The sequence below is a fragment of the Actinomadura sp. KC06 genome (genome assembly GCF_004348735.1).
In the GTDB taxonomy this organism is placed as follows: domain Bacteria; phylum Actinomycetota; class Actinomycetes; order Streptosporangiales; family Streptosporangiaceae; genus Spirillospora.
This window is the reverse complement of record NZ_SMKT01000005.1, coordinates 102,744-115,670: the sequence shown is the minus strand read 5'-3', so window position 1 is coordinate 115,670 and position 12,927 is coordinate 102,744. Positions and strand designations below refer to the sequence as shown.

General features: G+C 73.7%; 13 protein-coding genes. 7 read left to right on the top strand and 6 right to left on the bottom strand.

The window, feature by feature from the left end:
* Window positions 1-181: 181 nt before the first annotated feature.
* The 4 genes from E1287_RS03535 (at window position 182) to E1287_RS03520 (ending at window position 5,696) form a co-directional block, all read left to right on the top strand.
* Window positions 182-2,002: an ABC transporter ATP-binding protein gene (locus E1287_RS03535; RefSeq protein ID WP_131963346.1), complete on the top strand. Its 1,821-nt coding sequence runs from the start codon at window positions 182-184 to the stop codon at window positions 2,000-2,002.
* On the top strand, window positions 1,999-3,783 hold the full coding sequence (locus tag E1287_RS03530) for an ABC transporter ATP-binding protein (RefSeq protein ID WP_131963333.1): 1,785 nt from the start codon (window positions 1,999-2,001) through the stop codon (window positions 3,781-3,783). The genes E1287_RS03535 and E1287_RS03530 overlap by 4 nt, the downstream gene beginning before the upstream one ends.
* Window positions 3,784-3,881: 98 nt before the next feature.
* Window positions 3,882-5,138 carry a hypothetical protein gene (locus E1287_RS03525; protein ID WP_243718554.1) on the top strand — a complete coding sequence of 419 codons (1,257 nt, stop codon included), beginning with the start codon at window positions 3,882-3,884 and terminating at the stop codon, window positions 5,136-5,138.
* A gap of 93 nt (window positions 5,139-5,231) precedes the next feature.
* Entirely contained in the window at window positions 5,232-5,696 is a 465-nt protein-coding gene (locus tag E1287_RS03520) for a hypothetical protein (protein ID WP_131963332.1), read from the top strand.
* A gap of 9 nt (window positions 5,697-5,705) precedes the next feature.
* Here E1287_RS03520 and E1287_RS03515 read toward each other — a convergent pair whose 3' ends face one another.
* Entirely contained in the window at window positions 5,706-6,347 is a 642-nt protein-coding gene (locus E1287_RS03515) for a 1-hydroxy-2-methyl-2-butenyl 4-diphosphate reductase (protein ID WP_131963331.1), read from the bottom strand.
* 126 nt (window positions 6,348-6,473) lie between these two features.
* Between E1287_RS03515 and E1287_RS03510 the strand changes: the two genes are divergently transcribed.
* Together E1287_RS03510 and E1287_RS03505 are read left to right on the top strand one after the other, a co-directional pair.
* The gene (locus E1287_RS03510; RefSeq protein ID WP_131963330.1) at window positions 6,474-6,821 is read left to right on the top strand and encodes a hypothetical protein; all 348 of its coding nucleotides are present in this window, start codon (window positions 6,474-6,476) and stop codon (window positions 6,819-6,821) included.
* Between the two features lie 28 nt (window positions 6,822-6,849).
* Entirely contained in the window at window positions 6,850-8,028 is a 1,179-nt protein-coding gene (locus E1287_RS03505; RefSeq protein WP_131963329.1) for a winged helix DNA-binding domain-containing protein, read from the top strand.
* 31 nt (window positions 8,029-8,059) lie between these two features.
* Here the strand turns inward: E1287_RS03505 and E1287_RS03500 are convergent, their stop codons facing one another.
* Window positions 8,060-8,704 carry a hypothetical protein gene (locus tag E1287_RS03500; protein ID WP_131963328.1) on the bottom strand — a complete coding sequence of 215 codons (645 nt, stop codon included), beginning with the start codon at window positions 8,702-8,704 and terminating at the stop codon, window positions 8,060-8,062.
* A 178-nt stretch (window positions 8,705-8,882) separates the two neighbouring features.
* On the opposite strand from E1287_RS03500, the gene E1287_RS03495 reads away from it, so the two are divergent.
* Window positions 8,883-10,604 (top strand): CocE/NonD family hydrolase, encoded by a 1,722-nt coding sequence (locus tag E1287_RS03495; protein WP_131963327.1) that lies wholly within the window; start codon window positions 8,883-8,885, stop codon window positions 10,602-10,604.
* Between the two features lie 7 nt (window positions 10,605-10,611).
* Here E1287_RS03495 and hisF read toward each other — a convergent pair whose 3' ends face one another.
* From hisF to E1287_RS43515, 4 genes are read right to left on the bottom strand one after another with little or no spacing between them, the layout of a single operon-like run.
* Window positions 10,612-11,373, bottom strand: coding sequence for an imidazole glycerol phosphate synthase subunit HisF (hisF, locus tag E1287_RS03490; protein ID WP_131963326.1), 762 nt, complete (start codon window positions 11,371-11,373; stop codon window positions 10,612-10,614).
* Window positions 11,370-12,089, bottom strand: a complete 720-nt coding sequence (gene priA, locus E1287_RS03485) for a bifunctional 1-(5-phosphoribosyl)-5-((5-phosphoribosylamino)methylideneamino)imidazole-4-carboxamide isomerase/phosphoribosylanthranilate isomerase PriA (RefSeq protein WP_131963325.1) — start codon at window positions 12,087-12,089, stop codon at window positions 11,370-11,372. Before priA ends, hisF begins: the two co-directional genes overlap by 4 nt.
* Window positions 12,090-12,124: 35 nt before the next feature.
* Complete coding sequence (hisH, locus tag E1287_RS03480) at window positions 12,125-12,760, bottom strand: imidazole glycerol phosphate synthase subunit HisH (RefSeq protein ID WP_207933986.1); 636 nt, start codon at window positions 12,758-12,760, stop codon at window positions 12,125-12,127.
* Complete coding sequence (locus E1287_RS43515) at window positions 12,757-12,927, bottom strand: hypothetical protein (protein WP_165968861.1); 171 nt, start codon at window positions 12,925-12,927, stop codon at window positions 12,757-12,759. Before E1287_RS43515 ends, hisH begins: the two co-directional genes overlap by 4 nt.

The following is a 12,927-nucleotide window of genomic DNA, read 5'->3' as shown; positions in this document are numbered from 1 at the left end:
GGGTAGGTCCGCGGCGGGCGGGGCGGGAATAAGCGCGCGGGCCGGATGGTAGGCATATCCAGGCCCGCAAACCCCCACAACCCGGTCGCGGGGGGCAATTGTCCCGGGCGCCAGCCGTGATCGAGGAGTAGCCGTGCCACCTGCGTCCAGACGGGTCAGCCCGCATGTCCTCCGGGAGGGGATGGGCGTGCTGTGGGTCGCGGTGAAGGCCGAGCCCCGGGTCTTCACGCTGTCGGTGCTCGCCAGCGCGCTGTACGCGGCGATGACCGTGGCGACCGCGACGGTGCTCGGCTGGGCGACCGAGGAGGTCGTGCTGCCGGCGTTCGAGTCGGGGGACACGACGGCCGGGTCGCTGGCCCTGGCCGCCGTGCTGATCGTCGGGGTGGCGCTGCTGAAGGCGGTCGGCGTGGCGGGGCGCCGGTTCTACGCGGGCCTCATGCAGTACCGCCTGCAGGCCGAGTACCGGCGCGCGGTCACCCGGCAGTACCTGCGGCTGCCGCTGGCGTGGCACCACCGGCACCCGACGGGGCAGCTGCTGTCGAACGCCAACGCGGACGTCGAGGCGGTGTGGGCGCCGATCGCGCCGCTGCCGATGGCGGTCGGCGTGGTGTTCATGCTGCTGATCTCCGCGGTGTCGATCATGATCACGGACCTGGTCGTGGCCGGGGTCGGGTTCCTGGTCTTCCCCGCCGTCGCGCTGATCAACGTCGTGTACCAGCGGCGGCTGTCGCCGGTGGCGACCCGCGCGCAGCAGCTGCGCGCGGAGGTCAGCGAGGTCGCGCACGAGAGCTTCGAAGGCGGCCTGGTCGTCAAGACCCTGGGGCGCGAGGAGTCCGAGACGGAGCGGTTCACCGAGCGGGCGCGGGCGCTGCGGGACGCCAACGTCGCGGTCGGCCGGATCCGCGGCCTGTTCGACCCGGTGCTGGAGGCGTTGCCGAACCTCGGCGTCCTGGCCGTCCTGCTGATCGGGTCGCTGCGCCTGGAGTCGGGGGCGATGTCGCCGGGCGACCTGGTGAACGTCGCGTACCTGTTCACGCTGCTCTCGTGGCCGATCCGGGCGCTGGGCTGGGTGCTGGGCGAGGTGCCGCGCAGCGTCGTCGGCTGGGAGCGGGTCCGGGGCGTCCTGGACGCTCGCGGCTCACTCCCGTACGGGGACGGCGCCCTGAACGGGGGCGGTAAGGCGACGTCGCTGGAGGTCCGGGACGTCCGGTTCGCGTACGAGTCCGGAGCGGACGGCAACGGCGCGGCGGGACGGCACGTCCTGCACGACGTGTCGTTCGCCGCCTCCCCCGGCCGGACGATCGCGGTCGTCGGCCCGACGGGCTCCGGCAAGTCGACGCTCACCTCGCTGCTCGTCCGCCTCGTCGACCCGGCGGACGGGACCGTCCTCCTGGACGGCGTCGACCTCCGCGACGTCGGGCGCGGCGGGGTCGCCGAGACGGCCGCGCTCGTCCCGCAGCAGACGTTCCTGTTCGACGACACCGTCCGGGGCAACGTGACGCTGGGCCTGGACGTCCCCGACGAGCGGGTGTGGGAGGCGCTCCGCCTCGCGCAGGCCGAGGGGTTCGTCGCGGCGCTGCCCGGCGGGCTCGACACGCGGGTCGGGGAGCGCGGGGCGACGCTGTCGGGCGGGCAGCGGCAGCGGCTCGCGCTGGCGCGGGCGCTGGTCCGGCGGCCCCGGCTGCTCGTCCTGGACGACGCCACGTCCAGCGTCGACCCGCAGGTGGAGGCGCGCATCCTGCGGAGCCTGCGGGACGCGCAGTCCGCGGAGGCCGGCGGCGCGACCGTCGTGGTCGTCGCCTACCGCAAGGCGACGATCGCGCTGGCGGACGAGGTCGTCTACCTGGACCACGGCCGCGTCACCGCCCGGGGCACTCACGCCGATCTGCTGGAGCGCTCCGAGGGCTACCGCAACCTCGTGACCGCCTACGAGAGAGCCGAGGCCGAACGGGTGGAAGCGGAGCAGACGGCCGTCGAAGGCGGCGAGGAGGCCCTCACATGACGACGATCAGTAGTACATCGACGTCCGAAGGCGCTCTGAGCACGCTCAAGCGCGGCATCCTGCTGAGCCCGGAGTTCAGCGCCGGGCTGGCCGGGACGCTGCTGCTCGCCCTGCTGTCGACGGCCGGACGCGTGGTGGTGCCCATCGCCGTCCAGCAGACGATCGACAAGGGCCTCGGCGGCGACGGCGGCGGCCCCGACATCGGGTTCATCCGGTCGGCGGTCGCGCTGTGCGCGGTGGCGGTGCTGGTGACGGCCGTGTGCTCGTACCTGATGAACGTCCGGCTGTACAAGACGTCCGAGGGCGGCCTGGCGGGGCTGCGGATCAAGGCGTTCCGGCACGTGCACGACCTGTCGATGCTCACCCAGAGCGGCGAGAAGCGCGGCGCGCTGGTGTCGCGGGTGACCGGCGACGTCGACCAGATCAGCCAGTTCATGCAGTCGGGCGGGCTGATGTTCATCGTGTCGATCGGGCAGCTCGTCGTCGCGAGCATGCTCATGGTCGTCTACTCGTGGCAGCTGGCGCTGCTCGTGTGGCTGGCGTTCCTGCCGCTCGCGTGGGCGCTGCGGCACTTCCAGCGGATCCTGTCCGCCGCCTACATGGGCGTGCGGGAGAAGATGGGCGACCTGCTGGCGGCGGTCAGCGAGTCGGTCGTCGGCGCCCCCGTGATCCGCGCGTACGCGTCCGAGGACCGGACGGGCCGGCGCGTGGACGAGACCGTCGACGCCCACCGCGACGCGCAGACCCGCGCGCAGGCGATGGTGGCGCTGACCTTCCCGGTCAGCGAGCTGGTCGCCGCCGTCGCGACCGCCGCCGTGGTCATCGCCGGGACGCTGCTCGGCATCGCCGGCCACCTGTCGGCGGGCGAGCTGGTCGCGTTCCTGTTCCTGGTCACGCTGTTCGTCAGCCCGATGCAGACCGCCACCGAGGTGTTCAACCAGGCGCAGAACGCGATCGCCGGATGGCGGCGGGTGCTCGGCGTGCTGGACACCGTCCCGGACGTCGCCGACCCCGGCGACCGCGGCGAGACGCTGCCGCGCGGGCCGATCGAGGTGCGGTTCGAGTCCGTCGGGTTCGCCTACCCAGGCGGGCCACCCGTCCTGCACGACGTGACCGTCGACATCGCGCCGCGCAGCCGCGTCGCGGTCGTCGGCGAGACCGGCTCGGGCAAGACGACGTTCGCCAAGCTCCTCACCCGGCTCATGGACCCGGTGTCCGGACGGATCCTCGTGGACGGCGTTCCGCTGGACAGCATCCGGTTCTCCTCGCTCCGCGAGCGGATCGTCATGGTGCCGCAGGACGGGTTCCTGTTCGACGCGTCCCTGGCCGACAACATCCGGTACGGGCGCCCGGACGCGTCCGACGCCGACCTCGTCCTCGCCCTGACCGAGCTGGGTCTCGCCGACTGGCTCGACGGGCTCCCCGACCGGCTGGCCACGCCCGTCGGGCAGCGCGGCGAGTCCCTGTCGGCGGGCGAGCGGCAGCTCGTCGCGCTGGCCCGCGCCTACATCGCCGACCCGGACCTCCTCGTCCTGGACGAGGCGACGTCCGCCGTCGACCCGGCCACGGAGGTGCGCATCCAGCGCGCCCTGGAGGGCGTCACCCGGGGCCGCACCGCGATCTCCATCGCGCACCGGCTGTCCACCGCCGAGGCCGCGGACGAGGTCATCGTCTTCGACGCGGGACGCATCGTCCAGCGCGGGCCGCACGCCGACCTGGTCGCCGAACCCGGCGTCTACGCGGACCTCCACACGTCCTGGATCACACAACGGACCCTGTGACCCAAAGGGGGTCCGCGACGCGGAAAGAAGGCGTTCCGCTGCGAAGACTCCAGCTAAAGCACTTGCCCGTTATCTGGTCTCGTGCGCATTCTGGCGGGGTGAGCAACGAGGTCGTGTTGGAATCGGCGGGCACGCTGCACGGTCAACTGCAGCGGGGGCTCGGGAGGGCCGCGCGGCGCGCGGCGGACAGGCCCGGTGCGGGCGAGTACGTCTACGACTGCATCCGGCGTGATCCACGGTGGGACCGCCAATGCGAGTCGCGGCGGCTGTATTACGCCCGGTTGATGGTCGATCTCGAAATGCCGTCGGGGCCGGTGGCGGCGCATCTGTTCGACCCGTCCGACCAGGCCGACACCGACGAGTGGCGGGTCGACCTGGCCTTGGGCGTCCTGGCGGACCTGGTGCGGTTGAGCCGGCGGGAGGCCGCGGCGCCGCTGCGGCGGTACGCCGAGGAGGGCGCGCAGTGGTTCGACGCCGTCGAAGAGCTGATCGATCTTGAGGACCCCGCACTGACCGTAGGTTTGGACGAGCTGGTCGCCGCGCGCTGCGACGAGTCGGATCTGGCGCTGCTGATCCCGGCGCACCACAATCCGGTGATCGAGTCGTGGGCGGCGCGGCAGCCGCGCATAGCCGAGGCCCTGGCGCGCCAGCGGGAGGCCGGACGGGCAGCGCGCCGCGCGATGGTCGCCGCCCCCGGACGGGACGCGCAGAGCGAGGACGAGCTGCTCGACCTCGCCAGGCGCCGGGGCGAGGGCGCCATCGGGGCGATCTTCGAGCTGGGCCGCCGCCGGACGCTCGCGCTGCTCGACCTGGCGGAGGAGCTGCTGCCGCAGCGGCCGAGCCGGTACGGCGGGGCCGTGTGCCGGGCGCTGCGCGAGTACGGCCCAGAGACGCTGCCGCGGGCGCGGGCGTGGGCGACGCAGCGCGGCGGTTGCGAGGACATGGGGTTGAGCATCCTCGCCCGCTACGGCACCCGCCAGGACGTCCCGCTGCTAATGGACGAGCTGAACGTGGCCCTGGACCGGCGCGAGTGGCGCGCCGCCGCCAGCCCGATCGAGGGGCTCGGACGGCTCCGCGCCGGCGAGGCCGTCCCATTGCTGAAATCCGCTTGGACCGAATCGACCTACGCGTTCTTGAGACCCAGAATCCTGACCGCATTGACGAGAACGGCCCCGCATACGGCCGAGTCCTACACCGTCGAGGGGCTGTGGGACTGCGAGGAAGGCGTCCGGCTGGAGGCGGCGCAGTTCGCGCCGCTCACCCGCGAGACGGAGATCCGCCTGCAACGGCTTCACCACGACACGTCCGAGGAACCCGGCGTCCGCGCGGCCGCCGCCGCCCGCCTTGTGACCTAAGCCCGGACGTCACCTGAGAGCTCGGATGAACCCCGCCGGGGCGGGATGCGTATTCACCACCCGAATCGCGCATCTCACCCCGGAGGAAGAGCGATGGGTTCCCGACACCTGGGCCTGACCAAACCCGCATTGTTGTGCGCCGCCGCCGTGGCACTGCCGCTGGCGGCCGGCTGCTCCGCGATCTCGGACGCGACGTCCGGCGACAAGGGCGGTGAGGGCAAGGTCGCGAAGCCGGCCAGCCTGGCGCAGCTCGCCCAGCAGACCAGCTGCTCGCTGACCGGCCAGCGGAAGGTGAAGGACCTGGAGCAGGGGAACTGCAAGAACTCCCAGGGACGCTACGTCCTGCTCAGCTTCACCACCGACCAGGGCATGAACACCTGGCTGCACGAGGCAAAGCCGTGGGGCGGCGTCTACCTGGTGGGGGCGCGCTGGGTGGTGGTGAGCCAGGAGCAGACCCTGCAGACGCTCCGCAAGGACCTCGGCGGCAAGATCGTCCACGGCGACAACCACGGGGGCGGCGGGGGCGGCGGGGCGAGCCACGGGACGGGCCACGGCTGACCCGGGCCCCTAGCCGCCGGTCCGGGCCCCGGACTCCTGCTCGTCCTCGCCGCGCACCAGGAGGACGCCCCAGCGTTCGATCGCGGGGCCGGTGCGCGCCAGGATCCGGCGCGCGGCCAGCCCGCGGCCGATCATGCCCGGATGGAGCAGCGGGCGGCCGGGCCCGTCGACGATGACCCGGACGGCCGCGACCGGACGGTTCCCGGCCCGCGCCGCGACCACGGCGGACTCCATGTCCGCCGCCCGTGCGCCCTGCGCCGCCCAGATCGCCCGCTCCTTCCCGCGGACGACGTGGTCGGTGGTCACCAGCGGCCCCACCTGCACGCTCAGGCCGTCCCGGATGAGCTCCTCCGCCAGCAAGCGCGGCGCGCCGCACGGAACCGGCTCCGCGCCAGGCCCGGAGCCGCGGATCTCGTCGGCGACCAGGACGTCCCCGGGCCGCAGCCGCTCGTCGAGCGCGCCGCCGAACCCGATGACGACGAGCGCCGCACAGGCGTCCGGCAGCCGGCCGGCATGACGGGCGCGGTAGCCGACGACCACGACCGGCGTCCGGACGAGGCCGCGCCGGACCGCGCGGGCCTCCAGGCCCAGCGCCGCGCACACCACCGGCCCCACCATCGGCCGCGAATCCCCGGCTTCGTCACTGGTCACCGGTCCAGCGAAACACGGCGGCGGCGGAAGATCCAGTTCCGTCACCGCGCGGGACTACATCCGCCGCCCGCGGATCCGCCTCCGGGAGGGCGCCGCCGGCGGGAGCGTGCCCCTAGACTCGCCGGCATGACCTCCTTTCCCGTTCGGCGGAAGCTGGCCGTCCTGCCGTTCATCCTGCTCCCCCTCGGAGCCCTGGCCGCGTGCAGCGGCGAGGGCACCAACGCCACGACCGACTGCGGCGTGAACTCCTGCACGGTGACGTTCGACCGCGGCGTCGACGCGAGCGCCTCCATCCTCGGCATCAAGGCCGAGCTGGTGAAGGTGGAGGGCCAGCTGGTCACGCTCAAGATCGCCGGGCAGACCGTGACGGTGCCCGCCGGGGAGGGCGAGCAGGCAGAGGGGTTCGACGTCTCGGTCCAGTCCGTCACCAAGGACAAGGTCGTCGTCAAGATCTCCGGGGGCGGGGGCGGCTGACCCTGCCCGACGCGCTAGGCTTTCGCTCATGCGTTCGATGAGCGTGACGGAGCGCCGTGCCCGGCTCGGCGTCCGGCACCGGCTGTCCCCCGAGGTCAGGACGGACGACGTCCTCGACATCGCGAGGTCGGTGGTGGTGCTGCACGCCACCGACCCGGCGACCGTGTTCCTGTCGGTCGCGGCGCGCAGCGTCGCCGCCGTCCCGGAGGCGCTGGAGCGGGCCCTGTACGACGACCGCACGCTGCTGCGGATGCTCGCGATGCGCCGGACGATGTTCGTCGCGCCCGTCGAGCTCGTCCCGGTGCTGCAGGCGTCCACGGCGAACTCGCTGGCCGTCAAGCAGCGCGCGACCTACTCCCGCATCATCGAGCGCGGCAGCGACATCACCGACGTGCCCGCCTGGTTCGCGGAGGTCGAGAAGGCCGCGCACGAGGCGCTGCTGGCGCGCGGCGAGGCGACGGGCGCGCAGCTCAGCGCCGACGAGCCCCGGCTGCGGACGCAGGTCGACCCAGCGCCTGGCAAGCCGTACTCCAGGCCCACGAACGTCACCACCTGGATCCTGGTCACGCTCGGCTGCGAGGGCCTCGTGGTCCGCGGCCGCCCGAACGGGTCATGGATCAGCAGCCAGTACAAATGGTCGCCGATCGAGGCGTGGCTGCCCGGCGGCATCGAGGAGATCCCGGCCGGGACGGCCCGCGCCGAGCTCGTCCGCCGCTGGCTCCGCGCGTTCGGCCCCGCGCCCCTCTCCGACCTGAAATGGTGGACGGGCTGGAACGCCGGCGACGTCAAGAAGGCCCTCGCGCTGCTCGACGTCACCGAGGTCGACCTCGGCGGCGTCACCGGGCTCGTCCTGTCCGACGACCTGGAGCCGGAGCCCGCGCCGGCCGAGCCGTGGGCGGCGCTGCTGCCCGCCCTCGACCCGACGCCGATGGGCTGGCAGGAGCGCGGCTGGTTCCTCGGCGACCACGGCCCGCGGCTGTTCGACCGGAACGGCAACATCGGCCCGTCCGTCTGGTGGGACGGCCGGATCGTCGGCGGCTGGGCCCAGCGCAAGGACGGCGAGATCGCCGTCCGCCTCCTGGAGGACGTCGGCGCCGACGCCGGGGCCGCGATCGAGCGGGAGGCGGCGCGCATGTCCGCCTGGTACGGCGACGTCCGCGCGACGCCCCGGTTCCGGACGCCGCTGGAACGCGAACTCACGTCCTGACTCGCCTCACTCGCATGATCGCCGGGGTCGGTCAGTAGCCGTACGGGGGCTTGTCGGCGGGGAAGGCGGCAGCGGCGGCCCGGCGTTTGGCGCCGCCGCGCCGGACGAGGGTGACGGTGAACGCGATCGCCGCGATCACCCCGACCCCCAGCGCGGCCAGGAAGGCGAGGCCGAGGTACCCGTGGACGGTGTCGTCCGGCGTCACCAGGATGGGCCCGTCGGTGCCGCGGCAGGTGAGCAGGGCCGTCCCGGAGACGGGCGCCTCGAACGAGGCCGTGTAGCGGTACGACCGGTGCTCGGAGGCGCTCCAGGAGTTCTTCCGCGTCAGCTGGATCGGCCCCGACCGGTCGCCGACCTCGACCGAGCACGCGAACGGCGACGCTCCGCCGGTGCGGACGTACAGGAAGTAGCCGTACCCCCGCGACAGCTCGATCGTCACCCCGGACGCAGGGTCACCGGACGCAGACGGTCCGTTCGCGGCCTCTGAGTCGTCCCAGAGGAACGCGACCATCGTGAAGAATCCGATGGCGGCCACCACGACCAGGATGATCGGCAGGGCGTACCAGCCGGCGGACGGCCTGAGCGGCGGCGCGGGACCCCACGACGGCCCCGGCCCGCCCGGCGGGCCCTGCCCCATGGGCGGCGGGCCCATCGGCGGGTTCGACCCGGGCCACATGTGTCCCCCCTGCGGAGCCGGCTGTGCAGAACGCCACCATTCCAGACAAACCCCACGATCCGCCAGCGACGCCCCGGCGGGCCCCTAGGTGGGTGCCCGGCGGGCGCCCCGGCGATTGCAGGCCGCGGGAGCGGTTACCTTACTAGGGAGTAGCGAACACGGCGGAGACGGAGGCGGCATGGCTCCCTGGGACCGACTGACCGCTTCCTGGGACCGGCTGCCCGCACCGCCGATCAAGCTCCCCCTCCCCCGCGGCCTCCCCCACGGGCTGGCCCGGTACACCGTCCAGCGCGACCTGCCGGTGACCATGCCGGACGGCGTGACGCTGCTCGCCGACCGGTACGTCCCGTCCGGGGTCGAGCGCCCGCCCACGATCCTCGTGCGGACCCCCTACGGGCGGCGAGGCCCGGCCGCCCTGGCCAACGGGCTGCTGTTCGTCCCGTTCGGTTTCCAGCTGGTGGTGCAGAGCGCGCGCGGGACCTCCGGGTCCGGCGGCGAGTTCGACCCGCTCGGCCGTGAACGCGACGACGGGCTGGCGACCGTCGCATGGCTGAAGCGCCAGCCCTGGTTCCACGGCACGTTCGGCGCCTTCGGGCCCAGCTACCTCGGCTACTCGGCGTGGGCGATCGCGGCGGAAGCAGGCCCCGAGCTGAAGGCGATGTCGCTGCAGATCACCGCGTCGTCGTTCCGGGACGCCGCCTACGTGGGCGGGTCGTTCGCGCTGGAGTCCGCGCTCACCTGGACGGACCTGACGCACCGGCAGCGGCGGCCGCTCGGCATGCTGACCGCGCCGCTGACGTCCCGGCGCCGCGCCGTCCGCGCCGCGCGGTCCGGCCACCCGCTGTCCGAGCTGGACGTCCTCGCCGGCGGCCGGCCGATGCGCTTCTACCAGGACCTCCTCGCCGGCCACACGGGCGAGAACGGGTACTGGGACGACCGCGACTTCAGCGGCACGGTCGGGGACGTCACCGCGCCCGTCACCCTCCTCGGCGGCTGGTACGACGTGTTCCTGCCCTGGCAGATCAAGGACTACCTCGCGCTGCGCGCCGCCGGGCAGACCCCGTACCTGACCATCGGGCCCTGGTGGCACACCGACCCCCGCCACGGCCTGGTGACGGTCCGCGAGTCCCTCGCCTGGTTCCGCGCGCACCTGCTCGGCGACACGTCCGGGCTGCGCCGCGACCCCGTCCGCGTCTACGTCACCGGCGCCCGCGAATGGCGGCACTACCGCGACTGGCCCCCGCCCGGGACGCGCCAGGCGGCCTGGCACCTGCACGCGGGCGGCGGCCTCGGCGAGGACGGCCCGCAGGACGCCCCCGCGAGCACCTACCGCTTCGACCCGGCCCGCCCGACGCCCGCGCTCGGCGGGCCGACCGTGCTCGGCAGCTCCCGCCCGGTCGACAACCGGCCGCTGGAGCGGCGCCCCGACGTGCTGGTCTTCACCTCGCCCGCCCTCGCCGACGACCTGGACGTGATCGGCCCGGTCGGCGCTGACCTGTTCGTCCGGTCCGACCGGGAGCACACCGACTTCGTCGTCCGGCTCTGCGACGTCGCGCCGGACGGGACGTCCCGCAACGTCTGCGAGGGCGGCCTGCGCCTGCCCGCCGCCGCGGAGAAGCCCGTGGGGACGGACGGCGTCCGCCGCATCGGCGTCGACCTGTGGCCGACCGGGCACCGGTTCGCGCGCGGGCACCGCGTCCGCGTCCACGTCACCAGCGGCGCCCACCCGAAGGTCGCCGCGAACCCCGGCACCGGTGAGCCCCTCGCCACCGCGACCCGGATGGTCACGGCCCACCAGGAGGTCTTCCACGACCCGGACCATCCGTCCGCGATCATCCTTCCGATCGTGGAAAGGTCCGCGGAGGCGACCGTCCCCGCCCCGGGCGAGGAGGACGCCTAGCCGCTGCTCAGCGGACGGGGGCGCCCGCGTCCCGGAGGGCGGCCTTGACCTCGGAGATCTTCAGTTCGCCGAAGTGGAAGACGCTGGCGGCGAGGACGGCGTCCGCGCCCGCGGCCACCGCGGGCGCGAAGTGCTCCACGGCCCCGGCGCCGCCGCTGGCGATCACCGGCACGGTCACAGCTCCCCGAACGCGGCGCACCATCTCCAGATCAAAGCCCTCCTTGGTGCCGTCGGCGTCCATGGAGTTCAGCAGGATCTCGCCGACGCCCAGTTCCTGGCCGCGCCGGGCCCACTCGACCGCGTCGATGCCCGTGCCCTTGCGGCCGCCGTGCGTGGTGACCTCGAACCCGGACGGCGTCCCCTCCCCGCGGCGCGCGTCCACCGAAAGGACGACGCACTGCGACCCGAACCGGTGCGCGGCCTCCCGCAGGAACTCGGGGCGCGCGATCGCGGCGGTGTTGACCGAGACCTTGTCGGCGCCCGCGCGCAGCAGCCGGTCGATGTCGTCGACGGTGCGGACGCCGCCGCCGACCGTGAGCGGGATGAACACCTGCTCGGCGGTGCGCCGGACGACGTCGTACGTCGTGGCGCGGTCGGCGCTGGACGCGGTGATGTCCAGGAACGTCAGCTCGTCGGCGCCCTCGGCGTCGTACCGGGCGGCCAGCTCGACGGGGTCGCCCGCGTCCCGCAGGTTCTGGAAGTTGACGCCCTTGACCACGCGCCCGGCGTCGACGTCCAGGCACGGGATCACCCGCACGGCCACCGTCACTTCACGGCCTCCAGGGCCTCTTCCAGCGTGAACGCCTGCGCGTACAGGGCCTTCCCGACGATCGCGCCCTCGACGCCGTCGCCGACGAGCCCGGCGAGGGCGCGCAGATCGTCCAGGGACGAGACGCCGCCGGACGCGATCACCGGCTTGTCCGTCCGGGAGCAGACCTCGCGGAGCAGCCCGGTGTTGGGGCCGCGGAGCGTGCCGTCCTTGGTGACGTCGGTGACGACGTAGCGGGGGCAGCCGTCGTCCTCCAGCCGGGCGAGGACCTCCCACAGGTCGCCGCCCTCTCGCGTCCAGCCGCGGGCGGCGAGCGTGGTGCCGCGCACGTCGAGGCCGACCGCGATCCGGTCGCCGTGCGAGGCGATGATCTTCCGGCACCAGGCGGGGTCCTCCAGCGCGGCGGTGCCGATGTTGACGCGGGCGCAGCCGGTGGCGAGGGCGGCGTCCAGGGAGGCGTCGTCGCGGATGCCGCCTGACAGCTCGACCTTCACGTCCAGCCGCCCGGTGACCTCGGCGAGCAGCGCCCGGTTGGACCCGCGCCCGAACGCGGCGTCCAGGTCGACCAGATGGATCCACTCCGCGCCCGCGCGCTGCCATGCGAGCGCCGCCTCCAGCGGCGATCCGTAGGAGGTCTCGGTGCCGGCCTCGCCCTGGACCAGGCGGACGGCCTGGCCGCCTGCGACGTCGACGGCGGGAAGGAGCGTCAAGGACATGCGGAAACCCTATCGAGGCAGATGGAAGGGAATGCTCAGCCGAGGGTGGCCAGCCAGTTGCGCAGGAGTTCGGCGCCCGCGTCGCCGGACTTCTCCGGGTGGAACTGGGCGGCGCACAGCGGGCCGTTCTCGACGGCGGCGACGAACCGGTCGCCGTGCTCGGCCCATGTGACCAGCGGCGGCGCGATGACGCCGGTCGGGTCGGGCTCCAGGTCCCAACTGCGGGCCGCGTAGGAGTGGACGAAGTAGAACCGCGCGTCCTCCAGCCCGCGGAAGAGCACCGAGCCCTCGGGGACGTCGACGGTGTTCCAGCCCATGTGCGGGACGACCGGCGCGTCGAGCCGGTCGACCGTGCCCGGCCACTCGTCGCAGCCCTCGGTGGTGACGCCGTGCTCGATGCCCTTGGTGAACAGGATCTGCATGCCGACGCAGATCCCGAGGACGGGACGTCCCCCGGCCAGGCGGCGGCCGATGATCTGATCGCCGCGCACCGAGCGCAGCCCCGCCATGCACGCCGCGAACGCGCCGACGCCGGGCACGACGAGGCCGTCGGCGGCGAGCGCGGCGTCCCAGTCGGCGGTGACGGTCACGTCGGCGCCCGCGCGGGCGACGGCGCGCTCGGCGGAGCGCAGGTTCCCCGAGCCGTAGTCGAGGATGACGATCCTGCTCACAGCCACATCACGCCTCCGGTGAAGGCGAGCGCGGCGAGGACGAGCACGATCAGCGCGGCGATCTTCAGCCCCTGCTTGACGAAGCTGTACACGCCCGCCAGCAGGAACAGCGCCACCGCGAAGACCGCGACGTTGCCGTAGGTGAAGTGCAGGTCGCCGATGTCCAC

Coding starts and splice junctions, on each gene's coding strand:
- E1287_RS03500 (WP_131963328.1), bottom strand. CDS start 8,704: ATGTGGCCCGGGTCGAACCCGCCGATGGGCCCGCCGCCCATGGGGCAG.
- E1287_RS03495 (WP_131963327.1), top strand. CDS start 8,883: ATGGCTCCCTGGGACCGACTGACCGCTTCCTGGGACCGGCTGCCCGCA.
- E1287_RS03535 (WP_131963346.1), top strand. CDS start 182: ATGGGCGTGCTGTGGGTCGCGGTGAAGGCCGAGCCCCGGGTCTTCACG.
- E1287_RS03505 (WP_131963329.1), top strand. CDS start 6,850: ATGCGTTCGATGAGCGTGACGGAGCGCCGTGCCCGGCTCGGCGTCCGG.
- priA (WP_131963325.1), bottom strand. CDS start 12,089: ATGTCCTTGACGCTCCTTCCCGCCGTCGACGTCGCAGGCGGCCAGGCC.
- E1287_RS03530 (WP_131963333.1), top strand. CDS start 1,999: ATGACGACGATCAGTAGTACATCGACGTCCGAAGGCGCTCTGAGCACG.
- E1287_RS03510 (WP_131963330.1), top strand. CDS start 6,474: ATGACCTCCTTTCCCGTTCGGCGGAAGCTGGCCGTCCTGCCGTTCATC.
- E1287_RS03520 (WP_131963332.1), top strand. CDS start 5,232: ATGGGTTCCCGACACCTGGGCCTGACCAAACCCGCATTGTTGTGCGCC.